We start from the raw sequence: 25,799 nt of genomic DNA, 5'->3' as shown, positions 1-25,799 counted from the left end.
TTACTTCAATCTAATTTCAGAAACGCTTGTTCCTTGTGCAACCATTGGGAAAACGTTGTTTTCTTTCCCTACCATCACTTCTAATAAATAAGATCCGTCATGCTCTAGCATGGTTTTCAAGGCGCCTTTTAAATCCTTACGCTCGCAAACCTTCGCCCCATCAATGTAATAGCCTTTGGCTACGGCTACAAAATCAGGACTGGTGATATTCACAAAGGAATAGCGGCGGTCGTTGAATAATTGTTGCCATTGGCGAACCATGCCTAAGAATTCGTTGTTCAGAATTAAGATTTTCACCTTCGCCCCAAACTGCATAATGGTTCCCAATTCCTGAATGGTCATCTGGATCCCTCCATCACCAATAATGGCAATCACATCCCGATCTGGTGCACCATACCACGCGCCGATGGCTGCCGGTAGGCCGAAGCCCATGGTACCTAGTCCGCCGGACGTTACGTTGGATTTGGATTGTTTGAAGTTGGCATAACGACAGGTCACCATCTGGTGCTGACCCACGTCGGTCACAATAACCGCATTTCCGCCGGTCAGTTCGTTCAGTTCTTTAATCACCTCACCCATGGTCATGATATCGGAGGTAGGGTTTAGCTCATCAAAAATAACTTCCTTCACTTCCTCTTTCTCCAATTCGCGGAATTGTTGTAACCATTCGCTATGGTCCACCTTATCGAGTAAGGCCGTCAGCATAGGCAAAGTTTCTTTACAATCGCCCCAAACCGGTACGGTTGTTTTTACGTTCTTATCGATTTCTGCCGGGTCAATGTCTAAGTGAACAACTTTCGCTTGTTTTGCATATTTATCTAAACGGCCGGTTACACGGTCGTCAAAACGCATCCCCACCGCAATTAGTACATCACACTCATTGGTCATCACGTTTGGTGCATAGTTACCATGCATACCCAACATGCCTACGTGTAAAGGGTGCTCGGTTTCTAAGGCGCTCAATCCCATTACGGTCGCTGCCGAAGGGAATCCTCCCTTTTCAATGAAGCGTTTGAACTCCTGCTCCGCTTTTCCTAAAATGATACCCTGACCGAATAATACAAACGGTTTTTTGGCCGAATTGATCAGTTTCGCAGCCTCCTCCACATACTCTTTACGAATAATCGGAGTAGGGCGGTAAGAACGAATATGGTTACACTTCTCGTAGCCTTCATAATCGAAAAGCTGGATCTGTGCGTTCTTGGTAATATCTATTAATACTGGACCTGGACGTCCCGTCTGCGCAATGTAAAAGGCCTTCGCTAAGACACTTGGAATTTCATTGGCATCGGTTACCTGGTAGTTCCACTTGGTAATCGGTGTGGTAATATTGACGACATCAGTTTCTTGAAAAGCATCCGTTCCTAACAGGGAGGCAAAAACCTGTCCTGTAATGCAGACCACAGGGTTACTGTCGATCATGGCATCGGCCAATCCTGTTACCAGGTTGGTAGCTCCCGGACCACTTGTTGCAAAAGCCACACCCACACGTCCTGATGTACGTGCGTATCCTTGTGCAGCATGAATTCCACCTTGCTCGTGACGCACCAAAATATGCGTCAACTTCTCATTGTAATCATACAATGCGTCGTAGATTGGCATAATTGCGCCACCTGGATAACCGAATACGGTATCCACTCCCTCGTGGATCAACGCTTCTAATACCGCCTGCGACCCACTAATCTGCGTGTTTGCCGCAATGGTTTTCGCTTGCAATGTTTCCGTTTTTTCAAGTGTACTCATGGTTGATTTAGTATTTAGTATGGAGTATTTAGTAGTTAGATCGTTGGGCGAGTATTTAGTATTTAGTACTTAGTATTTAGAACGTGGAAGTTTTAAATATATACTTCATGCTAAGTAATTGTCCTTCGTCGTAACGGTTTGCTTATTAATACTCCAAAATTTTTGTTTTTATTTTTTACTTGAATTTTATCTCTCTAAATAGTTAGTTCCAAATGCTGTAGTGTTAGTCATTATTAGTCTTTGTCTTAGATCTAGAATTAGTAAGCCGTGCTATTCTCTAAATTCTTTCCTTTCTTATTTTCAACCGAGGTCTAAATACTAAGTACTATATACTATATACTAAGTACTATATACTCAACCCACGGTCTAAATACTAAGTACTAAATACTAACTACTACAAAAAATCTACTCATCCGTCACACAACCCTGGGATGCATTTGCCACGGTCTTCGCGTATTTATACAACACGCCTTTGCTGACTTTCAGGGCGGGTTGGCTCCAGTTTGCGCGGCGAGCCGCAATCTCGGCTTCGTCGACTTGCAGGTTGATGCTGTTGTTGACGGCGTCGATTTCAATGATATCATCGTCTTGCACTAAACCGATCAATCCACCTTCGTAAGCTTCCGGGGTAATGTGTCCAACGACAAAGCCGTGGGTACCGCCCGAGAAACGACCGTCTGTAATCAAGGCTACCGATGATCCTAAGCCTGCACCAATTATAAGGGAGGTAGGTTTCAACATTTCGGGCATGCCTGGGGCACCTTTCGGGCCTTCATTCTTGATGACCACTACGTCACCCGATTTAATTCTTCCGCTGGCAAGGCCGTTTACGAGGTCATGCTCTCCGTCGAAAACGCGAGCCGGGCCGGTGAATTTTTCACCTTCTTTACCCGAGATCTTCGCTACAGAACCTTGTTCTGCTAAGTTTCCGTAAAGGATTTGCAAGTGACCCGTTTGCTTAATTGGCTTATTCAATGGCTGAATAATAGGCTGGTTGTAATCCATTATCGATTTTACATCCGCCAAGTTTTCGGCCATGGTTTTTCCTGTTACGGTTAAGCAGTCGCCATGCAATAGACCTTCATCTAATAAATAGCGCAATACCGCAGGGATACCTCCGTATTGGTGCAGGTCTTGCATCAGGAATTTACCCGATGGTTTAAAGTCGGCCAATACCGGGGTTTCATCCGACATGCGTTGGAAATCATCCGGCGTAATATCTACGCCTACCGATTTACCCATGGCAATAAAGTGCAATACCGCATTGGTGGATCCACCAAGGATAACAATCGCACGCATGGCGTTTTCAAAAGCCTTACGCGTCATAATATCCGACGGCTTAATATCTTTTTCTAAGAGGATGCGGATGTATTTACCCACTTCCAAACATTCGTTTTTCTTTTCTTCGGAGGTCGCCGGGTTTGAAGAGGAGTAAGGTAAGCTCATCCCCATGGCTTCAATGGCCGAGGCCATGGTATTGGCGGTATACATACCCCCACATGCGCCGGCTCCCGGACAGGTATGACGAATCACCCCGTCGTAATCTTCATCAGAGATGGTGCCTGCGATTTTCTTACCTAAGGCTTCAAAGGCCGAAACAATGTTTAGCTCTTCGCCTTTATAATGGCCCGGAGCAATTGTTCCTCCGTATACCATTATGGCAGGGCGGTCTAAACGTCCCATCGCCATAATAGCGCCGGGCATGTTTTTATCACAGCCAGGAATAGCCACTACGCCATCGTAGTATTGTCCGCCGCAGATGGTCTCGATACTGTCGGCAATCACATCGCGTGATACCAAGGAGTAGCGCATTCCGTCTGTTCCATTACTCATACCATCACTGACGCCAATGGTACCAAAAGTCAACCCGACCAGGTCACTGTTCCAAATGCCTTTTTTCACGATTTGCGCCAAATCGTTTAGGTGCATGTTACAGGTGTTCCCATCGTAGCCCATACTGGCAATACCGACCTGTGCTTTTTCCATGTCTTGGTCGGTGAGCCCAATACCATATAGCATGGCTTTGGCTGCTGGTTGTGTCTGATCTTGCGTAAAGATGCGACTGTACTTGTTGATCCCCTTTTCGTTATCAGATGATGACTTCATAATTCTCTTGCTCTAATACTAAGTTTTTATATTTTCGTTGGATAGATGCGCCAATGCTGTCTTCCCAGGCCTCTGGGTACAACACATGGTCTACTTGTTTAATACCGATAATGCCAGCTGCGGTGCCGCTTAAGAAGGCAGAGTCAGCCTGGTAGACATCCTGTGGTGTAAGGCGTTTTTCGATGATATCGAAATTCAGGCCTTTACAGATGTCGATGACTGTTTGTCGGGTAATACCCGGGAATATATTGCCCAATGGGGGCGTGTAAATTTTAAAATCTTTCTCAATAAAGAGGTTCTCACTGGATGCCTGGGCAACAAAGCCTTCCTGATCGACCAATAAAGCCTCATCAAAGCCGTGTTGAATGGCATCGCTGGTAGCCAAAATGGAATTGATAAACTGACCGGATACCTTCGCATCAACAGGGAAGGACTTCGGATTGGGCCGCTCGATCTTGGAGATGTTTACTTTAACCAGGTTCTGCCCTAAATAAGGACCCCATTCCCAAGCCGCAATCATGATGTTTGCTGAGCTTGCCGTGGTCAGGTGCATGTTGGAACCGGAGTAGATTAACGGACGGATATACGCTGCCCGCAGGTTGTTCGCTTCCAACAGTTCGTAGGAGCGCTCAATCAGCTCGCGGTTGTTCCAGGTATAAGGCAAGCCAATGGCTTTGCAAGAGTGCTGTAAACGCTCGAAATGCTCTTCCGCTTTGAAGATGCGCGTACCATTATGGGTACTGTAAGCCCGTAGTCCTTCAAATGCGCCGTAGCCATAATGTAGCGATTGGCCAAACAGGTCGACCCCAGCGTTACTCGCTTTCACGAATTCGTTGTTTAAGTAAATCAGGGTGTCTTGATTATAATACTGCATATGCCTAGCTTTTGGGGTAATGAATTCTACTTAATTTTCGTTTTACACTTTCCTTGCATAATTTACTTTGTAAGATACTCGGATTTCAAATTTCCTACAATAGGCAAACAAAGTATTTTGATAAAGTTTTTTATTTGGTTGATTTAAAATTAACAATATTAAATTTTATTAAACTGGTTATTTTATCGATTTTAATTTTGACGTTGGTAGACCAAAATTAAAATTGGTATATCTTTAAGAATTCTTCACTTTTTGAAAAAGGGTGAAAATTCTTCCTAAAACGGGCGGAAGCTCGGAAAAACTTGCAAAAAAATAGCCCTTAGAACTTGAAGTTTTAAGGGCTACATTATCGTTATTTTATCTATCTATTCTCCGGCAATTCCTTCCGCTAAAATGATGATTTTGTTGTCCTTTACTTCAACCACACCACCTTTAATAATAATGACTTGTTCGTCATTATTATTTTTAATAATGACCTTTCCATCATCCAGCGTAGATACAATAGCCGCGTGGTCCTTCAAAATCTGAAAGGATCCTGCAGAACCTGGTACAGTTACCGCGGTAACTGGTCCTTCGAAGGCTAATTTATCTGGAGTAATAATTGTTAAATTCATGGATGTGTTGTATGTAGTATTTAGTAGTTAGTATTTAGTATTTAGACCTTGGTGTTGTGTATATAGTACTTGTTTGTTAGACTTTCGTATTTAGACCTTGCTGCTTAATACTTGGACCTATAACTACTTTTTACTTTTGTTTTTATCGATATGCTGGAATTAAATAATACGTAGTTCGCGTTGAAGTTCTCTTTTAATGACGAACTACGTATTACTTATTTTTATGCTTTGGGGCAATTTAAGTTTTTTGCTTGAGTAATTCGTCTTTGCATTAAGTTATTCCGATTTAGGTCTAACTACAAAGTACTCATTACTCACTACTCAACCTATACTGCTTCCGCTAATAATTTTTTACCTTTTTCGATGGCGTCTTCAATGGTACCTACCAAGTTGAAAGATGCTTCTGGGTATTCATCTACTTCACCGTCGATGATCATGTTGAATCCTTTGATGGTGTCTTTGATGTCTACTAAACAGCCTTTTAAGCCTGTAAATTGCTCTGCAACGTGGAACGGTTGAGATAAGAAACGTTGAACACGACGTGCGCGGTGTACCGTTAATTTATCTTCCTCAGAAAGCTCGTCCATACCTAAGATGGCGATGATATCCTGAAGTTCTTTGTAGCGTTGAAGAATTTCTTTTACACGTTGCGCGGTGTTATAGTGCTCTGCGCCTAAAACTGCTGGAGAAAGGATACGTGAAGTAGAATCCAAAGGATCTACCGCTGGGTAAATACCTAACTCAGAAATTTTACGTGATAATACGGTTGTTGCATCTAAGTGGGCAAAGGTTGTCGCCGGTGCAGGGTCAGTTAAGTCATCCGCAGGTACATAAACCGCTTGTACTGATGTAATGGAACCGTTTTTAGTCGAAGTAATACGCTCTTGCATTAAACCCATCTCGGTAGCTAGGGTAGGTTGGTAACCTACAGCTGAAGGCATACGACCTAATAGGGCGGATACTTCTGAACCTGCTTGGGTAAAACGGAAGATGTTATCGATAAAGAATAATACGTCACGTCCTTGGCCATCGCCTTCGCCGTCACGGAAGTATTCTGCAATTGTTAATCCTGATAAGGCAACACGCGCACGCGCACCTGGAGGCTCGTTCATCTGACCGAATACAAACGTACATTTAGATTCTTTCATCAATTCTAAATCTACCGTATTCAAAGGCCATTCGCCTTTTTCCATGCCTTCCATGAAATGCTCACCGTATTTAATAATACCGGATTCCAACATCTCACGTAATAAGTCGTTTCCTTCACGAGTACGCTCACCAACACCCGCAAATACCGATAGACCACCGTGGCCTTTCGCGATGTTGTTGATCAACTCCTGGATTAATACGGTTTTACCAACACCGGCACCGCCGAACAATCCAATTTTACCACCTTTAGCGTAAGGCTCTAATAAGTCGATAACTTTAATTCCTGTGAAAAGAACTTCTGTTTCTGTCGATAGATCCTCAAAGCGTGGAGGTACGTTGTGAATAGGACGACCGTTTGCTTTGTCCAAACTTTTAATACCGTCAATTGGATCACCAACAACGTTGAATACACGGCCTTTAATTTCTTCGCCAATCGGCATTTTGATAGGAGCGCCGGTATCAATTACTTTCATACCACGTACTAATCCTTCGGTAGCATCCATTGCAATCGTACGAACACGTTCCTCACCTAAGTGCTGTTGAACCTCTAATACAATGCGTTGTCCATTTTCTTTCTCAATGTACAAGGCATCATAAATCTTAGGAAGATTTTCATTGTCGGCAAAGTTGACGTCAACTACTGGGCCGATAATCTGCGCTATTTTACCAATATTGGGCATATTATAGGGACTAAAATTTATATTTCTATTTCCATACAGCTATTTTACACGCTGTATTTCGGAATGCAAAAATAAGTTTTATCTCCTTAAAACCAAAAGACAAGTGCTAAATAAATTTATATTTTTTTGAAAATGCGAGGAAAGGCTGTTAGGATGCTATTTAAGGCTATTTAAAGCCTTGATTTTTTGACTGATATCGATAATATTATGGCGTTTTCAGCTTGTTGCTAAAGGGTGTGTAACAGGAAGTTGGAGGAAGCGTTGCGCAGTCGCTTGATTTTGCTAAGCGAAGTTTAAGGGAAACTGTAGGATTTATGGGAGAGCTGGGCTAGGCTGGTTGGCTCTTTATGGCAGGCTTCTTCGGCTAAAGGCTGAGGATGCTTTTGTTCTCTGCCCTTTTACTTCCCTTTCACAGCCGTATTAATCCCCTTTGCAATGGGAGAGGATAGGGGAGAGAAAGGGGATTTGGAGGGGGGAGTATTGGCAGGGAAGGATACATGAGTTAGCTAAGGGCTGTCCAAATTCTAGCGCGCCTTAATCGCGGTAATTTCCCTCGTGTAGGGGAAGCTCTTATAAATTAAATTTTTTGACTTTAAGGGATTTTTTCTATTATTGAAGAATACGCTATAAACGCTGCTAGCAAGGATTTCATTTTTTTAAGGTGAAAAAGGAAGATCAAGATTTGGTAAACGGTATCAATGATGCTAATCCAGAAGCTTTTAAACGCTTGTTTGATAGCTATTGGAAAAAAATATATAGACTCGCCAAGCAAAAGCTAGCCAATGAAGAGGATGCCTCCGATATTACACAAGACGTTTTTTATGTTATTTGGAAAAATAGAGGATACTGGCAGGTCAAGAATCATATTGAAGGATATTTAACCTCTATGCTCCGCCATAAAATTTATGACTTTTATGCTAAAAGAGATAAACTTCCTGTCTTCGTGCCGCTTGATGATCAAGAAGAATATTGGGATTATAATTTCGCTGAAAGTACTCGTGAGGATTATACCGAAGAAAATCTGCTTGTGCGTAAGGAGATAGATGCGATGCCGGAAAAGATGAAAGAGATATTTTTGTTGAGTCGATTTGAAAACCTATCTGCCCTCCAAATTGCAGAGAAATTAGGTATTTCTGTGCAAACCGTGAGAAACCAAATTTCAAGTGCCTTAAAACGTCTTCGAGATCGCTTTGGTAATAAAACCACCTGGTTATTATTTTTGTTTTTCATCCATTGGTAAGCTCTTTTACCGAGGATTTACTTCCTTTCCAATAATTTTTTCATTTTTTTTCATTTGCTATAGTATGTTTTTCAAAAAAGACAGACTATACCTGTAGACCCTGAATTATATATGATAAACCTATTTCAAAAAAATCAAGACCGTAAGAAGAAACAGCAGTTGTGGCGTGGAATTGTGATGCGGGCACAACAAGATGGGGATTCGAGTTTAAATCATCTTCTCGAGGATGCGGAAGTTGGTTCGGCTAAAACGCCCTGGATGGTCGCGGCAGCCGTTGCCTGTGTATTCCTTGTGCTAGGCCTATGGTTTATAAACAGTCCATCTTATTTAAAGGAACCTGAGTTAAAAACGGTTTTTGCAGATACAGCCTCGATTTCAAAATTGGTATTGGCCAATGGCGATACCATTTTATTAGATAACCTAGAAACGGTAACAGCGGAGCTGGCCAATGTGATGGACGAGCATGGACAGTTGGATTTTAGAAAATGGAACGTAGATAGCCCGCTTGGAAAAGAACAATGGATAGAAACAGGTAGAGGACGCCAACAACAGGTGATATTGGCCGATGGAACAGCCGTTTGGTTAAATGCATTCTCCAAAATTACTTTTCCGGCCAGCTTCGAAGGGGATACTAGGGAGGTACAGGTGGAAGGCGAAGTATACTTTGAAGTCGCGCCTAATAAAGAGAAGCCTTTTATCGTACATACCCCACAACAACAGGTTCGAGTGTTAGGTACTCATTTTAATACACGCAATTACGCTAACGAGCAAATGGGGTCAGTTACCCTATTAGAAGGGAAAGTGGAAATCAGCAACGCACAGCAAAAAGCGCTACAGTTGGCCCCGGCGGAACAGTTTGTGTCGAATAAAACCCAAGGCACCCAATATGTACAGCTGTTACAAAATCCGACTGCTGTAGTTGCCTGGAAAGAAGGTGACTTTTATTTCGAAGATGCCAGTCCGCAAATGATTATTCAGGAATTGGAACGTTGGTATCCTGTAAAAATTAAGTTAAAGGAGGCTGATAGGGGCAAGAAAATTTCCGGACGGATAAAAAGAAAAGGTTCTATGCAGGAAGTGGTGGATATGCTGCACTTCTTTGACATCGACTTGTTAATTCAAAAAGAAGAATAACCATCAAATAAATCAAATCAACAAATACACCAAAACCACTAAAAAATTATGAAGTATTTTTTTAAAAGAGTCCCGATTTCACCGTGGGGACTAGGGGTTTCTATCTGCTTATTATTGCTGTTGCAAAGCTTACAAGTAGGGGCACAAATTCGGGTGTCAGCGGGCGAAAAGTCTATTGTAAGCATCTTTAATCAGATAGAAAAACAAACCAATTATGTTTTTCTTTACGATAAGGAGGTAACTCAGATTCCAAATCTTACCTTCTCCTGCGCAAGTTGTCCCTTAGCACAGATTATTCGGGAACTGGAAAGTAAAACGAATTTAGAGTTCAAGATTTCTGGCCAGCAAATTCTGGTGAAGAAGAAGGTAGAAAAGAATGAGTCAACGGATAGGGAGATGATGAAATTAACACCTTCCAAGCAAGATACCATCCATGGGCGGGTGGTCAATGAAGATGGAAAGCCTATTATTGGTGCGACAGTGCTCATTAAGGGAACCCGGATCGGAACAGCAACGGATCAAGCCGGTACCTTTAAAATGCTCAAGTTAGAAAATGCCAAAGAAATTGAAGCGAATTCCTTGGGATACCATCCTGAAGTGATCCAAGTGGGGAACCAAAAACAACTATTAATCCGCCTGCGGATGAAGGCCCAACAGATTGAGGATGTATTGGTTTCCACGGGTATTCAAAAGCGCGAAAGAAGCAAACTAGTCGGTAATATTTCTTCTATCAAAGGGGAAGATTTGGAAGGTGCTGGAATTACCAGTATTGATAAAGCCTTGCGTGGGAAAATGACCGGTGTTTATGTGCGTTCGAATTCAGGCCGTCCAGGAGAAACAGGGTCGATTATCATCCGAGGAAGTAATACCATGACGGGGAGTGCCGAGCCTTTAATTATCCTCGATGGGATGCCTTTGCAAACTGGCGATGTGGCGGGTATGGACAAGACCAATTCAAATATTAATAACCTACTCACCAACGGAATTGGAAATATCCCTCCTGAAGATATTGCGACCATAGATATTTTACGCGATGCAACGGCGGCCTCCATTTATGGTGCGCGTGCTGCCAATGGCGTTATTGTGATCACGACCAAAAGAGGTGAAGCTGGTAAAGATTATATCAACTACAGTACGAAGCAAGGGCTAACGATGCGACCGATTAATACCTTCAATTTTATGAATTCGCAGGAAAAGATCGCATTTGAACGTCAGATTTATGGTGATTTTCACCCCGTATATGGTGGACGCGTTAATCAATTGCTCTATCAGGCTGACAATGGAAACCTGAGTCGGGAAGAAGCCGAAGCACAAATAAATGCCTTAGCAGCAATTAATACGGATTGGGTTGATGTGCTTTATGACCACGCTTATCAACAGTCGCATAACATCGCGATGAGTGGCGGAAGTACCAAATTACAATATAATGCATCCTTAAATTATCAGGATGCGAATGGAACCTTAATGGAGAATCAGTTTAAGCAAGGTGGAATGAATTTGAAACTGACAAGAAACATTAATGATCGCATTTTAATCGACTTTAATATCAATTCCACGATCAAGAAAAATAGAGAAGGACAATCTAACCAGGATCCCTTTCGCTATGCACTGTTTGCCAATCCATATGAACAACCATATTTACAAGATGGTTCTTTCGCATGGGATAATACCTATAGAAACTTAAGTAATGACCTGAATTATTATTCCGATCTGAATTACAAAACCTTTAATATCATCCGGGAATTAAAGGAAAATACCTTGTCTACCGATTATGGTAACATTCGTAGTCAATTGGGCTTTGAATGGAAATTCTTAAATGGATTTCAATACAGGGGTACAGGGGTGTTGAATTATACGAATGTGCAAACTACCGATGAATCCCGCGCCGGAACCTATCGTTCTTATGCGGAAAACTGGTTGAATTCAGCCATTACTGGTGGTGCCGGCATCCTTCCGAAATTCAACTATGGATTCTTGGAAGAGAACTCGGGAAAAACAATCGACTATACCGTTCGCAATACCCTAGAGTATAATCGGACGTTTCAGGAGAAACATTATGTTCAGGCTTTCGTAGCCAATGAGGTATCAGAGCGAACCAACAATCGTTTCTTCCACTATAACCCCGTGTATTTACAGGAATATCGTATGGCCGGTTATCCTTCTTGGGATGATATTCCAGCATCTACCTATAAAAGATTGGACCTCTCGCGCTTAGGCGGTACCTATTATGAGCGCGATCGATCGGTTTCTTTTATCAGCTCTTTTGCTTACGCCTATGCAAATCGCTATGTAGTTAATGCGAATTTCCGTTCCGATGGTGTCGATATCATTGGTTCTAAAAATCAATTTACGCCATTATGGTCGGCCGGATTCAAATGGAATGCCCATGAAGAAATGCTTGTTAAAGAGCAAATGCCTTGGTTAAATCGCTTGGTGTTCTCTTTTGGATATGGCTATACGGGTAGCATCAACCGTTCCGTTTATCCATTTCATACCTATACGCTAAGTGCACTTGTGTATGATGATGTGGCCAAAGCAAGCCGTTTTGATTATGGAAATCCGGTGTTGAAATGGGAGAAAAAACGCGATATCAATTATGGGGTCCAACTATCGGTTTTCAATAGCCGCTTAAATTTGGAGGCGAATTATTATGATAATAAAGTAACCGACTTGCTAGATCGGGTTGCCTTGCCAGCCTCTGTGGGAAGAACTTCTTCCATCGTTAATGCGGGCGTACTATCTAATAAAGGTTGGGAGCTTTCGGCCCGGGTAGAAGCCGTTAAAAATGAGGATTGGTTATGGGAAGTGGGAGCAAACCTAACCACAGTAAAAAACAACCTGGATAAAGTATACTATAAAAAGACACCAACTGTTTCCTCATTAGCTGCTCAAAATGTAGAGAATTATGCGGTTCGATCTTGGTTCGGTTATAAATTCAGTCATATTGATCCAAGCAATGGGCATATGATGGTGCATGCCCAAGCTATAGATGCAAGTGGAAATATTACAGGCGATGAAGTAATTGACCTGTCTAAAATTTCATCGGCAGATCTACAAGCTAAGTATCGGACGTATTTCTTGGGACAACAGGATCCGAAACTATATGGTGGTTTTAATACCCGGATTCGGTATAAGAGTTTGAGCCTAACCAGCAATTTTGTATTTGCTCAAGGGAATATGATCAAAGGCTTCCAGGACCGTCGTGAAGGACCTAGTGGTGCGACGGATGATGTGACAGCCAGCCGTACAAACCGCCTGAAGAATCAACAGTATCGCTGGCGTCAGTATGGCGATATGACGGATGTCGCATTTTACTCGCAAGGATTCTCCAATTATGCCTCTTACCTCATCGACAAGGATGTTGAGTCTGGTGCATATATTAAATGTACCGAGTTGGGATTGAGCTGGCGTGCAAATCCGACGATGTTCAAAAAAATCGTTAAGCAATTGCAGCTTGGTTTATATGCGAATAACCTATTCACCATATCTCCGTATTCGGGTACTGATCCAGAGACACAAACGGCCTTTGGTTATCCCACAACAGCGAGTTATACCTTTTCTTTAAACGTTGGCTTTTAAAAACATGAAAAAGATATTTTATCTCTATATAATTATGCTGGGAAGTTTATTGACTTCCTGTAAGGATTTTTTAGATCTGCCGCCGAAAAATCAGCGGGCAGTAACCACCTTAAATGATGTGAAATCAGTGTTGGCGGGTTATTTAGATGCTTTCGCACGTAATAATATCCGACCTATTGTGGGACCTTATCCCATCATTACGGAAGCACAGAATATGATGTTCGAAAGCTATGCTGATAACTTCGATTTTGAAGGCAATATGTCGCAATACATCAATAGACAAAATAACCATGGCAATGAAAAGTTCTATGCGAATAAGTTGTTGTGGAACGATTATGAAACGACTACCCAAATATGGAATAGCTATTATGAAGCAATCGGGTTTTTGAATGCCTTGATTGATCAATGTGAGGAGTTGAAGGAGGCCGATCCTCAGGAATTGAAACGTGTAAAAGGAGAAATGTTGGTGCATAGAGCTTTCTATATCTTCAAGCTTCAACAATACTTTGCACCGATGGATCGGGAGGAAATGGGTATTCCCTTATACCTACATACGGGGAAAGAAGTGATGGGCATTGAGATGAAACGTAAGCCGAGTACGGAAATATATGCCGTTTTAATAAATGATCTCTCGCAAGCATTAAGCTATTATACAGAGGCCGGTGCAAATATTGGATACAACCGTTTTTTTAACGACCGTTTTATTCAACATTTATTGGCCCAGGTGTATTGGTTTAAAGCAGAATCTTCCGCCAAGGAAACCTCCGATTATCAGCAGGTGATAAAATATGCCGCTGCTGCTTTGGAAAATACAGAATCTTTTATCCCGAATAGTACGGCCAGCCTGCAGCAAGTGCAGCAGAATCTACTCTCGCAATACCCCGCATATTATATGCAGGGAATGAACTATGGGGGAATTTCTGCGATTTATGGATCGACTTGGGATTACATGGGTTTCGCACCTGCCAATTTAAAGGTTGCCCCTGCTTTACTACAGTTGTTTGATGAACAGGATATCCGGAAAGCGGTCTATTTCAATAATAACACTATATCGTCTTCTTGGCCCGATGGGGCAGCCTATGGCGCCAAGTATGTGCGGGTGCACTTATTTACTCCTGAGGAAGCTTACCTGATGCTAGCGGAAGCCTATTGCAGAAGTAATAACATGGAAGAGGGAAGAAAGCTATTAAATACCTTTAAACGATTCCGAAACGCTAAGGAGCTTAGCTCTGGAAATGCCACTGAGCTGTTGAACGAAATAATTAACGAAAGACGAAAGGAATTTTTTACAGATACCGATAAGCGCTGGTTGGATCTTAAACGCTATAAATTGGGTACTATCAATAGATCATTGAAGTTCTTTAACATAGATTTTAACATGAAGGTGGCGGCAGGTGATTTTCATTATTCTTTGCCTATTCCGCTATCTGAGCTTCAGGAAAATCCTCATATCGTTCCAAATGAAGGCTGGGAACCGCTAATCTTTTAATTTTTAAAACTTGAAATCATGAAAAAAATACTATATCTAATCGGTTTCTTATGCTTATTTCAATCTTGCGAAAAGGAATCTTTTCCCTATGAAACGTATCAAGCAAATGCGGATGAGATTGATTCTATTTATTTTTCACCTGGCAGTAACTCCTTAATTGCGGATGGGAAGGCCACATTACAATTTGTATTGGAAGCGTTTCGAAAAGTAGCTGTCTCAGGTCCAAACGGCAGCAAGAAGGATACCATGATGTTTGTAGACTACCATACGCTACCTGCTGAGCAAGTGCAGATTTTCGTCGATGGAAAAGCGCAGCAGGAAATGGAATTTAAAACAAAAGACCTCGGAAATCAGGAAATTAGCCTGTATGCACAGGTGGGCAAGGTGAAGTCAAAAGTGAAGACTATAAAATTGAGAAAGCCTCCTGTTGCAGTTGCAAAGCGGGTGGTTGATGTTGTTTTCCATGTCTTTGAACTGGAACCTACAGATCCAAGTTATGATCCGTTAACCTATCAGGTTATTGAACAACGGCATTTGGAACAAGCAGTTGCTTATGCTAACCTTGTTTTTGCGAACGCCAATGGTAAGGATCCGAATGGCGCAAATGCTGCTATTGAATTCCGTTTGGCCAAAAAGAATGTTGCAGGGGCGAATTTAGCCTTGCCGGGTTATAATAAAATCATGTATAACTCCAGCTGGCGTGCTTCAAGCTTTTTTAGTCTAGCGGATTTTACCAAGAAAATTAATGCTACAAATGCCTATCAATGGAATAAAGAGAAGTTCTTGAATATTTATTTATTACCCTTAACTGCAAGTAACAGTTTAGGAATTCAACGCGCGAATTATCAAATTGTGCCCGCTGGTAGCACGCCAATACCAGGGGTGGCTAATATTGTGAATTCCATTGCCGACGTGCCAACAACTGATTTTTATACGACTTTTGGATTAGGCATACATCGCAATATATTCTTCCCAGGAATGGACAGAAATATTGAAATTGCCTCTTATTTGGGCGTATATTATGGCTTGTATAGAACAACAGTGGTTGATGACTATGTTTCAGATACTCGAAAATATACGTTTAGTAATAATATCACGAACAGCCTATTAAAAATTGGGAATGATGGGGAGAAATTCTTAGCAAATAATGCTTTGGACGACATTCGCTATCCTTCGTTAAGGAATTCATTTACCTTAGGCCAAGTTGAACGGATGCGCTTGCTTATGGAACGCTCGCCCGTTCGTAGCAATTGGACAACAGAAAACTAACATTTAATAAAATCATAGCATGAAAAATATTGCATTATCAGGGTTGGCACTCTTAGCTTGTCAATTTGCCTTCGGACAGATTGCCCTACAAATCCATGGGAAAGTGTCGGGAGATACCGAGGGGCATAATAAAGTGTATTTCTACAACCAATTGAAAAAAGATTCAGCCAGTATTGAAAACGGCAGGTTTGAAATTACGCTGCAGGAGGAAGAGCCTGGATCACGTGCCATATCCTTAGAGTACGATCGCGCGAAACGACGTATGTATTCACCGGTAGTTTTATTCTTCGACAAGTCAGGCGATATTAATGTGTCCTTTGATATCGAAAAAGGACTGTCTTCAGCTCAGGTTTCAGGCTTGCCATCGGCTGCAACGTATTTTGATTTTAATGCGGCGCGCCCTAAAATTTATATGGCTGCCCGGAAAGCGGCCACTGATAAATTCGGAACCGATGCCCTCAAGCAAAACCATGTAGATTTTGAAAAAGCCAATACCTATATGGAATCGATTATGCAACAAAAGAACGACTCTTTAATGCAGGCTTATTATAAACCTGCAGAACTGGTTACTGTCAATCTATTGTTAAATCTTCTTTCCTCGCTTCCTGAAAATAAGTTGGATCGTTATTATCAGGGATTGAGCAAAGAGGTAAAGGCTTCTGAAACAGGACGAGTGGTACAGGCAAAACTACAAGGAATGAAAAATGGAAAAGTAGGAGCCATGGTTCCTGATTTTTCCTTACCAGATCAGGATAACAAACAGCGTTCTTTTGCGGAATTCAAAGGGAAGTATGTGCTTTTGGATTTCTGGGCATCCTGGTGTGCGCCATGTCGCGCGTCCTTCCCACGCATTCGGGAAGTGAATGCGAAACTAAAAGGAAAGGATTTTGTCATTGTCAATGTTTCCATTGATAAAAATAAAGAAGCATGGCTAAATGCCGTGAAAGAGGAGGCAAATCCTTGGCCGCAATTGTATGATAATACATTGATGTCATCTGCCCTGTTTAACGTGAGTGCGGTGCCTACGTCCTATTTAATTGATCCATCAGGAAAAATTATAATGAAGGAAATCGGCTTTGATCCAAAAGGAGGAGGAGCTATGGAAAAGAAATTAGAAGAATTATTCAACATTAAATTTTAAAATAAACCTTAAATAACATGAAGAAACTATTATTAAGCACTTTTATTGGATTAGTAATGTGCGCCGGATTAAGTGCTCAAACGCGTGAGTTTATCACCGTAAAAGGAAAAGTTAATTTCCCGCCAAGTGCCGAAAACCAAGAAAAATTCCCTTTCGTATTAAAGGATAAATCCATGAAGGATGCAGAAGTTTATCAAACTATCAAATTAAAAGCCGATAGTACTTATGAAATAAAAGTGCCAGCAAAAACACCTCGCTTGTATACTTTAGATGTGTTTGGTTGGGATAGGATTACGTTTTGGGCAGGAAATGATGATTTAAAAATTGATTTCCGTGGTGAAGATACAGCCAAGGTGAAGATTAAAAACCCACCTTATGTATTTATTGAATCAGAAGGAAAAGACAACCAATTGATCAATATGCTGAACTGGGAAAATTATCAGAATTATCAAAATACCATAGCTATCGGGAAAAGACAATATATGGCGATGAAAGCGAAAGATACAGCCATGACAAAATCTTTGACGGATATGATGATGGAACAGTATGATAATATGGCTACTCGTGCAAAATGGTACGTTAGAAACTATAAAAACGATCCACAGGTGGTATATGCATTGAATTTTGTGAGTGCCCGCCGGGAGAAGGATTTTATTTTGGCTCATGTAAATCCTTTGATTGAAAAATACCCTTGGTTGCAGGAAGCAAAAGATGTTAAAGCTAGTATTGATAAGGAAATGGCGGCAGCCAAGAAAACAGAAATGGGAGCGAAATTTATCAATATCACCCAGCCTAATCAGGAAGGGAAAAATATCAATTTATACGATTACCTGAAAGGTAAGAAATATGTATTGGTTGATTTTTGGGCTTCTTGGTGTGGTCCTTGTCGTGCTGAAAATCCCCATGTGTTAAAGGTTTATGACAAGTATAAAGGCCAAGGTTTTGATGTGTTTGCCATTTCATTAGATGATAAAAAAGATAATTGGTTAAAGGCTGTGAAGGATGATAAAATGCCATGGGCTCAGGTCTCTGACTTAAAAGGATGGAAAAATGAGGCTGCTCAATATTATAACATCACAGCAATTCCGATGAATTATTTGTTAGATAGCGATGGAAAGATTGTTGCTAAGAATTTAAGAGGTGATAATTTGGAAAAAGAAATCGCAAAATTGTTAGGAGGTAAATAATGCAAAAGCCTTTTATATTATGCTTGTTGTTTCTCCTGGCGATGTTCGGAACAAGCTATGCACAAATGGGAGCCGCCAGAACTGTAGCTTGGGATATCGATGAAAAGCTAACCATTGCGGCCGATCGTGATGCTATTTGGACGGTATTAAAGAATCCGGAAATGGCAGCTAAACTTTCGAACGGCTATGTGCAATCCGTGGAAAATCAAGGTAATGAATTGCCGTTCTCGCGGAAAACGACATTCAAAGATGGATCGATTCGAAATGATGAGGTAACACAGCAGGAAGAACAACACCGCTTTTTAGTTTACCATTTTCAAGATGATCAGTTGCCTAAAGATTTAAAACTTGTTCAAGTAGCCATATTTACGGAAGAATTAGCCGATGGAAAAACTGTACTTACTTGGAAAGGTTTGCTGGAAGGAAAGAAGGAAGCAAAAGAGCTAATGATGCAGACCCTAAAAAAGGAAATAGACCAGTATAAAATAGGTTTTACAAATTATTTTAAGAGTAAGCCAAAATCTATTCCTGCTACCAAAATGCAATAAGTTATTGTAACATAAAGAAGAAATCCCCGGACGATGAGTACCGGGGATTTTTATGTATTGTAAAAAAGGCGCTGCCAGCTGGCAGCGCCTTTTTAAAGGAATATATTTTAAAGTCTACTACTTATGAATTACGCTTTAACTGCTCATCCAGCAATTGGCGTTTTAAATGTTGTTCTCTTTCCATCGACTTCTTACGTAGGGTTTGCAGTTCTTCTTGCAATTCATCTACGGTGTTTTTAGAGTCCACGGTATCCACCTTTGCTTTACGGAAGGCGAATAAGGTGCCGGCGAAAGCTGCAGCTAAGACAATAATAATGACCCAAACTAGGGTATGGTAAGAACCTTTGGCGAAGTTGATGCCCAAGAAAGAAATGCTATCTGTTTTTTGCTGTTCCTGTTCCAATTGGCTGCTTAAGGATTGCACAGAATCTTGAAGGCCTTTAATATTTCCTGCGGAAGAGGAGGCATTGTTGGAAAGTTCAGCAATTTTTTTGCGGTAAGTGCTAAGCGAGTCCCGCACATTGTGGCGGATGGTCTCTAGGTTTGCCCTCCTGATGATCTTGAAGTCGGCACTCTGCGATTTAGAGTATAAATTCAAATACACAAACTGGCTATCTAGGCTCGATGTTTTCAGCTTCTGTTGCAACATCTGTCCCTGTGCTGTCGGGATCAAACATAAAAGGAAAATGGAATAAATTAGTACACGCATAGGGTTTCGATTAAGCTTTACACGTCAATTTTAGCAATTATATTATGAAAACTAAAAAAAATTAAAAATTAACTATTTAATGTATTCTATTAAAATTGATTAGCCAAGTTAATATTTGTTGATTTATAACATTTGCAGCGTACATGGATAAAAAAGAAGCCTAATAAAAGGCATCAACTTATTAAATTTTCATTTTGATTGCTGTCATCTTTTTAAAAATTTGGTTTGCCTAATGTTTTATTTGTAAAAATTAGGGAAACATAAATGCTTCACAAAATATTCTTATCTTTAGACTATTATAAACTTAAGCCAGCGCATGCGCTGAAATTCATGGCCTTTAGCGCCTGAAGGAACCTGCTGCCGCTGGAAAACCCAATATTCATATGATAGATAAAACCGTAGCAAATGCCATGGAAGCCATTCAAGGAGTAGAAGATGGGATGAGCATCTCTCTAGGTGGTTTTGGACTTTGCGGTATTCCGGAAAATTTAATCGATGCCCTGTTGAAAAAGGGAACTAAAAACCTGACTTGTATCAGTAATAACGCCGGTGTTGACGACTTTGGCCTAGGCTTATTGTTGCAGAAGAAGCAGATAAAGAAAATGATTGCCTCTTATGTTGGTGAAAATGCCGAGTTTGAAAGACAGATGCTGAGTGGCGAATTGGAGGTGGAGCTTATTCCGCAAGGAACCCTGGCTACGCGCCTATTGGCCGGAGGCTATGGTATGCCGGCCATTTTTACCCCGGCAGGCGTAGGAACCGAGGTGGCCGAGGGAAAGGAAGTCCGCCGTTTTACTTTTCATGGCGTTGAGAAGGACTACCTGATGGAAGCAGCCTTCGAGCCGGATTATGCTTTTGTGAAAGCATGGAAGGGCGATAAAGCGGGTAACTTGGTGTACCGTGGTACAGCCGAAAATTTTAATCATGTGGTTGCCATGTGTGGGAAAATTACCATTGCCGAGGTGGAAGAATTAGTAGAACCTGGGGAGTTGGATCCTAATTTCATCCATACACCAGGAGTATTTGTCCATAAAATATTCCAGGGTGATAGCTACGAAAAACGAATAGAACAAAGAACTGTAAGAACAAAAGAAGATCATGTCTAAAAAAGTATATATCGTTGCGGCAAAACGCACGCCTATGGGTAGTTTTGCTGGTGCACTTTCTTCCTTTACAGCTAGCCAGTTGGGTGCAAAAGCCATTGAAGCCGTTGTAAATGAAATTTCCTTAGATAAAAACCAGATTAACGAAGTGCTATTCGGCTGTGTGTTGCAGGCGAATGTAGGTCAGGCGCCGGCACGGCAGGCGGCTCGCATGGCAGGCTTACCCGACCATATTCCTGCAACTACCATTAATAAGGTGTGTGCATCGGGCATGAAAGCCATTAGCTTGGGCGTACAGCAAATCTTGTTGGGTGATGCCGATGTAGTTGTTGCAGGCGGAATGGAATGTATGAGCCAAGTGCCTTACTACAGTGCCTCCACAAGATGGGGTGCCAAATATGGCGATCAATCCTTAATTGATGGCCTACAAAAGGATGGGTTGACCGATGTGTATTCCAATCAGGCTATGGGAAACTGTGGCGAGCTTTGTGCCGATAAGTATGAAATCTCGCGTGCCGACCAAGATAATTATGCCATCCAATCCTATACCCGCAGTAAAATAGCCTGGGAAACCGGTAAATTTAAGCAGGAGGTTGCCCCGGTAGAGGTGGTTTCTCGCAAAGGAACAACGCTGGTTGCCGAGGATGAGGAATTCAAACAGGTTAATTTTGATAAATTACCCCAATTGAAGCCTGCCTTCAAAGCCGATGGTACCATTACAGCGGCCAATGCGTCGACACTATCGGATGGCGCTGCTGCCGTTATCTTGATGAGCGAGGAAAAGATGAAAGCCTTGAATCTTACCCCATTGGCCGAGGTGTTGGCCTATGCAGATGCGGAACAAGACCCTTCCTGGTTTACTACCACTCCTGCTATTGCTACCCAGAAAGTATTGCAGAAAGCCGGCTTAAGCCTAGACGATATTGATTATTTTGAATTCAATGAAGCCTTCTCGGTGGTCGCCTTAGCCAATGCGCAAATCCTGGAAATATCTACCGATAAGGTGAATGTGTATGGTGGCGCTGTGGCTTTAGGACATCCACTGGGATGTTCCGGTGCACGCATTATCGTCACGTTAAACTCAGTGCTGCATCAAGAGAATGGAAGCATCGGCCTGGCTGCTATCTGTAATGGTGGTGGCGGAGCCAGTGCAATGATTATTAAAAAGGTATAAGTCATGTTGGATAAATTTGGAATAGCAAAAAGAATAGCCCAAGAAATTAAAGATGGCTATTATGTAAACTTAGGAATTGGTATCCCGACCCTGGTGGCCAATTATATTCCCGATGGTATGCAGGTGGTACTTCAAAGTGAAAATGGCTTATTGGGCATGGGCCCTTTCCCTTACGAAGGGGAGGAGGATGCCGATTATATTAACGCCGGCAAGCAAACCATTACCACCCTTCCGGGCTCCGCGATCTTTGACTCGGCCATGAGCTTCGGGATGATTCGCTCCAGAAAAATAGACCTCACCATTCTGGGCGCCATGGAGGTGTCAGAGAACGGAGATATTGCAAACTGGAAGATCCCCGGGAAAATGGTGAAAGGCATGGGGGGCGCCATGGACTTGGTGGCCAGTGCGGAGAATATTATTGTCGCCATGCAACATGTAAACAAGCATGGGGAATCCAAATTATTGCCGTCCTGCAGCCTGCCATTAACAGGAGTGCGATGTGTAAAGAAAATAGTAACAGAACTGGGTGTTTTTGATGTGGTACCCGAAGGTGGCTTCAAAGTCGTGGAGCTCCATGATGGAGTATCCTTAGATATGGTACGTCAGGCCACAGCGGGAAAACTTATTGTATAGCCAAACACCAAACTAATCTATATTGCAGGGCAAACCTGTAGGGGATAGCCGAGCAGAAATGTTCGGCTATTTTTTTGTGCCTGCCAGGCCTACAGCATGACAGTACATAACAGTTATCCCTATTATTTAAAATATCTTCGATGTAATTAGAAACCTAAATACGATTAAAGAAAATAAAGAATAGGATATGAATGCATTAGCAGGTGTTATATTTCATTTTATTGGGGGATTTGCATCGGGGAGTTTTTATGTGCCCTACAAGAAAGTGAAAAGCTGGTCCTGGGAATCCATGTGGATTCTAGGCGGACTGTTCTCTTGGATCATCGTACCGCCCATCGCGGCCTGGTTAACCATTCCTAACTTTATGGACATCATCCAGGAAAGCAGCGCAAGCATACTTGGCTATACTTTTCTATTCGGGGTGTTATGGGGTATCGGCGGATTAACCTACGGCCTTGGCGTTCGTTATCTAGGCGTATCTTTGGGAAGTAGTATTATTCTTGGCCTCAGTATGGTTTTTGGCGCCCTGATGCCAGCCATCTATTACTTCTTCAATAAAGCCGAGGGAAAACATGGAATAGACTATTTCTTTACCACCAATGCAGGAATCTGCGTTATGATAGGTCTGCTGGTTTGTGTTATCGGGATTTACCTCTGTGCGAAAGCAGGCATGTTAAAAGAGAAGGGCCTTGGTACCCTGGGCGAGGAAGCGAAAGCTGAGTATAAGTTTGGACTCGGTATCGTAGTAGCTATCGTTTCAGGAATATTAAGCGCCTGTTTCAATTTTGGTATTGAAGCCGGCAAACCCATGGCCGATGTGGCCAACAACCTTTGGAAGGCAGCAAACCCCGGACAAGGGGAGTTCCTTTACCAAAATAATGTCACCTACATAGTTATCCTCTGGGGTGGCTTCTGCACCAACTTCATTTGGTGTGCCTACTTGCTATTAAAAAACAAAACATATAAAGATTACGCAAAATCATCTGCACCGCTTGGGAAAAACCTGTTGCTCTGCGCGATTGCTGGCACGACGTGGTACCTACAGTTTTTCTTCTATGGTATGGGCGAAAGTAGATTAGGGAACGGGGCGAGTTCCTGGATCTTACACATGGCCTTTATCATCTTGATATCCAATGCTTGGGGCGTGATTTTGAAAGAATGGAAGGGCGTAAGTAAACCCACTTATACGGCCATTATTGCTGGAATTGTAACTATCATTTTATCGATTTGCATCGTGGGTTTTGCAAAAACGTTAGAATAATTCATGTTTAAAAATTAAGGAAAAGTGAAAACATACAAACACGTCAATTATTTATGGAATGAGGAACAGGCGAAATCGCTCGAAGGAGATGAAGTTGCCTTGTTGTTGTACCGCTCAAACCTTTTAGGGTCTGACCTAAGGATTACCAACTATGGCGGTGGAAATACGTCTTGCAAAGTGATCGATAAGGATCCCTTGACTGGCGAAGAGGTGGAAGTGATGTGGATTAAGGGCTCCGGTGGTGATATCGGAACCTTGAAGAAGTCGGGCTTAGCGGCCTTATATGTAAACCGCTTGCGCAACTTGGAAAAGGTGTACCGTGGCATTGAACACGAGGATGAAATGGTCGAACTCTTTAACCATTGTATCTTCGACCTGAGTTCTAAGGCTCCTTCAATCGATACACCATTGCATGGCTTCCTTCCTTTTAAGCATATTGATCACTTGCATCCGGATGCCGCTATTGCGATTGCTGCTGCCAAGGATGGTAAGAAAATTACCCAAGAGCTGTTCAATGGAAGCATCGGTTGGGTAGACTGGCAAAAACCAGGCTTTGACCTAGGCTTGCAATTGCGCGAATGCTTGGAACAAAACCCAGGTATCCGTGGTATTATGCTAGGGTCCCATGGTTTATTTACTTGGGGAGATACCGCCTATGAATGTTATGTTAACTCATTGGATGTTATTGAAGCCTGTGCAACTTACTTGGAAGAGAATTACGGAAAAGCACGCCCTGTATTTGGAGGTGCTAAAGTGGAAAGTCTGCAAGCGAATGATAGAACAGCGCAAGCAGCTAAAATAGCCCCTGTTTTACGTGGATTTTGCTCCAGCGAAAGACCGATGATCGGCCATTTTACTGATGATCCGCGGGTATTGGAATACATCAACTCCAACGATTTAGAGAAGCTGGCACCCCTAGGTACCAGTTGTCCCGATCACTTCCTGCGTACGAAAATCCAACCTTTAATCTTAAACCTCGATAAAAACGAAGATTTAAGTAACCTGGAAGCAATAAAAGAAAAGATTCAGCCATTGTTTGAAGATTACAGAGCCATGTATACGGAATATTATGAAACCTGTAAACACCCAAACAGTCCGGCTATTCGCGATAAAAACCCCGTGATTATTATCTACCCGGGGGTAGGTATGTTTGCTTTTGCAAAGGATAAGCAAACTGCACGTGTTGCTGCGGAATTCTATACCAATGCCATCAATGTGATGAAAGGTTCGGAGGCTGTTAGTGAGTATACCTCTTTACCACGTCAGGAAGCCTTTAATATCGAGTATTGGTTATTGGAGGAAGCTAAATTACAGCGCATGCCGAAGCCTAAGGCCCTATCAGGAAAGATAGCCTTAGTAACAGGCAGTGCCGGTGGTATCGGGAAAGCAATTGCTAAAAAGTTCGCTGCGGAAGGTGCCGTTGTGGTATTGAATGACATGAACGCCGAGCGTTTAGCGGGAGCTGAAGAAGAGTTTGTAGGATTATTCGGGAAAGACAATGTTGTATCAGCAAGTCTGGACGTTACGAATGAAGAACAAATTCAACAAGCCTTTGAGAAGGCGAGCCTTAGCTTCGGGGGAATCGATATCGTGGTGAATAATGCCGGATTATCGATCTCAAAATCTATCGAAGACCATTCCGAAAAAGACATGGACTTGTTATACGATGTGTTGGTGAAAGGCCAGTTCTTCGTGACCCAAGCGGCCGTAAAAGTGATGAAGGCACAAGCAATCGGTGGGGATGTATTGAATATAGTGAGCAAGAATGCCTTAGTCAGTGGTCCAAATAATGCGGGCTACGGCAGTGCAAAGGCTGCACAATTGCACCTTAGCCGATTAAATGCAGCCGAACTAGGCGCAGCGAAGATCCGTGTGAATGTCGTGAATCCGGATGCGGTCATCTCCGACAGTAATATCTGGGCTGGCGGATGGGCCGAAGGCCGTGCGAAAGCCTATGGAATTACCGTAGAAGAGTTGCCGGCATTCTATGCAAAACGCACCTTATTGAATGAAATTATCGTACCTGACGATATTGCTAACGCCTGTTATGCTTTCGTTGGTGGATTGTTGAATAAATCTACAGGAAATGTATTAAATGTTGACGGCGGTGTTGCCGTAGCATTTGTAAGATAAATCCTATTTTTATGGGGTATGGCCTGTGCTATA

The 25,799-nt window shown here is 42.2% G+C and carries 19 protein-coding genes; 13 read left to right on the top strand and 6 right to left on the bottom strand.

Annotated features, from left to right (window positions below):
• From ilvB to atpD, 5 genes are all read right to left on the bottom strand, one after another.
• Nucleotides 1-1,743 (bottom strand): biosynthetic-type acetolactate synthase large subunit, encoded by a 1,743-nt coding sequence (gene ilvB, locus GQF63_RS09815; protein ID WP_160369055.1) that lies wholly within the window; start codon nucleotides 1,741-1,743, stop codon nucleotides 1-3.
• A 405-nt stretch (nucleotides 1,744-2,148) separates the two neighbouring features.
• Nucleotides 2,149-3,849, bottom strand: coding sequence for a dihydroxy-acid dehydratase (gene ilvD, locus GQF63_RS09810; protein WP_160369054.1), 1,701 nt, complete (start codon nucleotides 3,847-3,849; stop codon nucleotides 2,149-2,151).
• Complete coding sequence (locus tag GQF63_RS09805) at nucleotides 3,833-4,723, bottom strand: branched-chain amino acid transaminase (protein ID WP_160369053.1); 891 nt, start codon at nucleotides 4,721-4,723, stop codon at nucleotides 3,833-3,835. Before GQF63_RS09805 ends, ilvD begins: the two co-directional genes overlap by 17 nt.
• 365 nt (nucleotides 4,724-5,088) lie before the next feature.
• Nucleotides 5,089-5,337 (bottom strand): ATP synthase F1 subunit epsilon, encoded by a 249-nt coding sequence (atpC, locus tag GQF63_RS09800; protein ID WP_160369052.1) that lies wholly within the window; start codon nucleotides 5,335-5,337, stop codon nucleotides 5,089-5,091.
• Between the two features lie 326 nt (nucleotides 5,338-5,663).
• Complete coding sequence (gene atpD / locus GQF63_RS09795) at nucleotides 5,664-7,166, bottom strand: F0F1 ATP synthase subunit beta (RefSeq protein WP_160369051.1); 1,503 nt, start codon at nucleotides 7,164-7,166, stop codon at nucleotides 5,664-5,666.
• A 661-nt stretch (nucleotides 7,167-7,827) separates the two neighbouring features.
• Between atpD and GQF63_RS09790 the strand changes: the two genes are divergently transcribed.
• The 8 genes from GQF63_RS09790 (at nucleotide 7,828) to GQF63_RS09755 (ending at nucleotide 18,753) form a co-directional block, all read left to right on the top strand.
• Nucleotides 7,828-8,406 carry a sigma-70 family RNA polymerase sigma factor gene (locus tag GQF63_RS09790; protein WP_160369050.1) on the top strand — a complete coding sequence of 193 codons (579 nt, stop codon included), beginning with the start codon at nucleotides 7,828-7,830 and terminating at the stop codon, nucleotides 8,404-8,406.
• 111 nt (nucleotides 8,407-8,517) lie between these two features.
• The gene (locus GQF63_RS09785) at nucleotides 8,518-9,540 is read left to right on the top strand and encodes a FecR family protein (protein WP_160369049.1); all 1,023 of its coding nucleotides are present in this window, start codon (nucleotides 8,518-8,520) and stop codon (nucleotides 9,538-9,540) included.
• A 48-nt stretch (nucleotides 9,541-9,588) separates the two neighbouring features.
• Complete coding sequence (locus GQF63_RS09780) at nucleotides 9,589-13,119, top strand: SusC/RagA family TonB-linked outer membrane protein (protein ID WP_160369048.1); 3,531 nt, start codon at nucleotides 9,589-9,591, stop codon at nucleotides 13,117-13,119.
• 4 nt (nucleotides 13,120-13,123) lie between these two features.
• Nucleotides 13,124-14,608, top strand: coding sequence for a RagB/SusD family nutrient uptake outer membrane protein (locus tag GQF63_RS09775; RefSeq protein ID WP_160369047.1), 1,485 nt, complete (start codon nucleotides 13,124-13,126; stop codon nucleotides 14,606-14,608).
• Nucleotides 14,609-14,626: 18 nt separating this feature from the next.
• Nucleotides 14,627-15,877 (top strand): zinc metalloprotease, encoded by a 1,251-nt coding sequence (locus GQF63_RS09770; RefSeq protein ID WP_160369046.1) that lies wholly within the window; start codon nucleotides 14,627-14,629, stop codon nucleotides 15,875-15,877.
• A 19-nt stretch (nucleotides 15,878-15,896) separates the two neighbouring features.
• Nucleotides 15,897-17,018, top strand: a complete 1,122-nt coding sequence (locus GQF63_RS09765; RefSeq protein WP_160369045.1) for a TlpA disulfide reductase family protein — start codon at nucleotides 15,897-15,899, stop codon at nucleotides 17,016-17,018.
• Between the two features lie 17 nt (nucleotides 17,019-17,035).
• Nucleotides 17,036-18,205, top strand: coding sequence for a TlpA family protein disulfide reductase (locus tag GQF63_RS09760; RefSeq protein ID WP_160369044.1), 1,170 nt, complete (start codon nucleotides 17,036-17,038; stop codon nucleotides 18,203-18,205).
• On the top strand, nucleotides 18,205-18,753 hold the full coding sequence (locus tag GQF63_RS09755; RefSeq protein ID WP_160369043.1) for an SRPBCC family protein: 549 nt from the start codon (nucleotides 18,205-18,207) through the stop codon (nucleotides 18,751-18,753). The genes GQF63_RS09760 and GQF63_RS09755 overlap by 1 nt, the downstream gene beginning before the upstream one ends.
• 121 nt (nucleotides 18,754-18,874) lie before the next feature.
• Here the strand turns inward: GQF63_RS09755 and GQF63_RS09750 are convergent, their stop codons facing one another.
• A complete protein-coding gene (locus GQF63_RS09750) occupies nucleotides 18,875-19,462 on the bottom strand; it encodes a hypothetical protein (protein ID WP_160369042.1) in 588 nt (195 codons plus the stop codon).
• A 383-nt stretch (nucleotides 19,463-19,845) separates the two neighbouring features.
• On the opposite strand from GQF63_RS09750, the gene GQF63_RS09745 reads away from it, so the two are divergent.
• The 5 genes from GQF63_RS09745 (at nucleotide 19,846) to GQF63_RS09725 (ending at nucleotide 25,766) form a co-directional block, all read left to right on the top strand.
• Nucleotides 19,846-20,568, top strand: a complete 723-nt coding sequence (locus GQF63_RS09745) for a CoA transferase subunit A (RefSeq protein ID WP_160369041.1) — start codon at nucleotides 19,846-19,848, stop codon at nucleotides 20,566-20,568.
• Nucleotides 20,561-21,739 carry a thiolase family protein gene (locus GQF63_RS09740; protein WP_160369040.1) on the top strand — a complete coding sequence of 393 codons (1,179 nt, stop codon included), beginning with the start codon at nucleotides 20,561-20,563 and terminating at the stop codon, nucleotides 21,737-21,739. The genes GQF63_RS09745 and GQF63_RS09740 overlap by 8 nt, the downstream gene beginning before the upstream one ends.
• Nucleotides 21,740-21,742: 3 nt before the next feature.
• Nucleotides 21,743-22,372, top strand: a complete 630-nt coding sequence (locus GQF63_RS09735; protein WP_160369039.1) for a CoA transferase subunit B — start codon at nucleotides 21,743-21,745, stop codon at nucleotides 22,370-22,372.
• Nucleotides 22,373-22,559: 187 nt separating this feature from the next.
• The gene (gene rhaT / locus GQF63_RS09730) at nucleotides 22,560-23,633 is read left to right on the top strand and encodes an L-rhamnose/proton symporter RhaT (RefSeq protein WP_160369038.1); all 1,074 of its coding nucleotides are present in this window, start codon (nucleotides 22,560-22,562) and stop codon (nucleotides 23,631-23,633) included.
• Nucleotides 23,634-23,657: 24 nt separating this feature from the next.
• A complete protein-coding gene (locus GQF63_RS09725; RefSeq protein ID WP_160369037.1) occupies nucleotides 23,658-25,766 on the top strand; it encodes a bifunctional aldolase/short-chain dehydrogenase in 2,109 nt (702 codons plus the stop codon).
• The last annotated feature ends 33 nt before the right edge of the window (nucleotides 25,767-25,799 follow it).

Origin of the sequence: Sphingobacterium humi (assembly GCF_009768885.1) — a bacterium.
Lineage (GTDB): Bacteria > Bacteroidota > Bacteroidia > Sphingobacteriales > Sphingobacteriaceae > Sphingobacterium > Sphingobacterium humi.
This window is presented reverse-complemented; position numbering and strand designations above follow the sequence as displayed.

Coding starts and splice junctions, on each gene's coding strand:
- ilvB (WP_160369055.1), bottom strand. CDS start 1,743: ATGAGTACACTTGAAAAAACGGAAACATTGCAAGCGAAAACCATTGCG.
- ilvD (WP_160369054.1), bottom strand. CDS start 3,849: ATGAAGTCATCATCTGATAACGAAAAGGGGATCAACAAGTACAGTCGC.
- GQF63_RS09805 (WP_160369053.1), bottom strand. CDS start 4,723: ATGCAGTATTATAATCAAGACACCCTGATTTACTTAAACAACGAATTC.
- atpC (WP_160369052.1), bottom strand. CDS start 5,337: ATGAATTTAACAATTATTACTCCAGATAAATTAGCCTTCGAAGGACCA.
- atpD (WP_160369051.1), bottom strand. CDS start 7,166: ATGCCCAATATTGGTAAAATAGCGCAGATTATCGGCCCAGTAGTTGAC.
- GQF63_RS09785 (WP_160369049.1), top strand. CDS start 8,518: ATGATAAACCTATTTCAAAAAAATCAAGACCGTAAGAAGAAACAGCAG.
- GQF63_RS09780 (WP_160369048.1), top strand. CDS start 9,589: ATGAAGTATTTTTTTAAAAGAGTCCCGATTTCACCGTGGGGACTAGGG.
- GQF63_RS09775 (WP_160369047.1), top strand. CDS start 13,124: ATGAAAAAGATATTTTATCTCTATATAATTATGCTGGGAAGTTTATTG.
- GQF63_RS09770 (WP_160369046.1), top strand. CDS start 14,627: ATGAAAAAAATACTATATCTAATCGGTTTCTTATGCTTATTTCAATCT.
- GQF63_RS09765 (WP_160369045.1), top strand. CDS start 15,897: ATGAAAAATATTGCATTATCAGGGTTGGCACTCTTAGCTTGTCAATTT.
- GQF63_RS09760 (WP_160369044.1), top strand. CDS start 17,036: ATGAAGAAACTATTATTAAGCACTTTTATTGGATTAGTAATGTGCGCC.
- GQF63_RS09755 (WP_160369043.1), top strand. CDS start 18,205: ATGCAAAAGCCTTTTATATTATGCTTGTTGTTTCTCCTGGCGATGTTC.
- GQF63_RS09750 (WP_160369042.1), bottom strand. CDS start 19,462: ATGCGTGTACTAATTTATTCCATTTTCCTTTTATGTTTGATCCCGACA.
- GQF63_RS09745 (WP_160369041.1), top strand. CDS start 19,846: ATGATAGATAAAACCGTAGCAAATGCCATGGAAGCCATTCAAGGAGTA.
- GQF63_RS09740 (WP_160369040.1), top strand. CDS start 20,561: ATGTCTAAAAAAGTATATATCGTTGCGGCAAAACGCACGCCTATGGGT.
- GQF63_RS09735 (WP_160369039.1), top strand. CDS start 21,743: ATGTTGGATAAATTTGGAATAGCAAAAAGAATAGCCCAAGAAATTAAA.
- rhaT (WP_160369038.1), top strand. CDS start 22,560: ATGAATGCATTAGCAGGTGTTATATTTCATTTTATTGGGGGATTTGCA.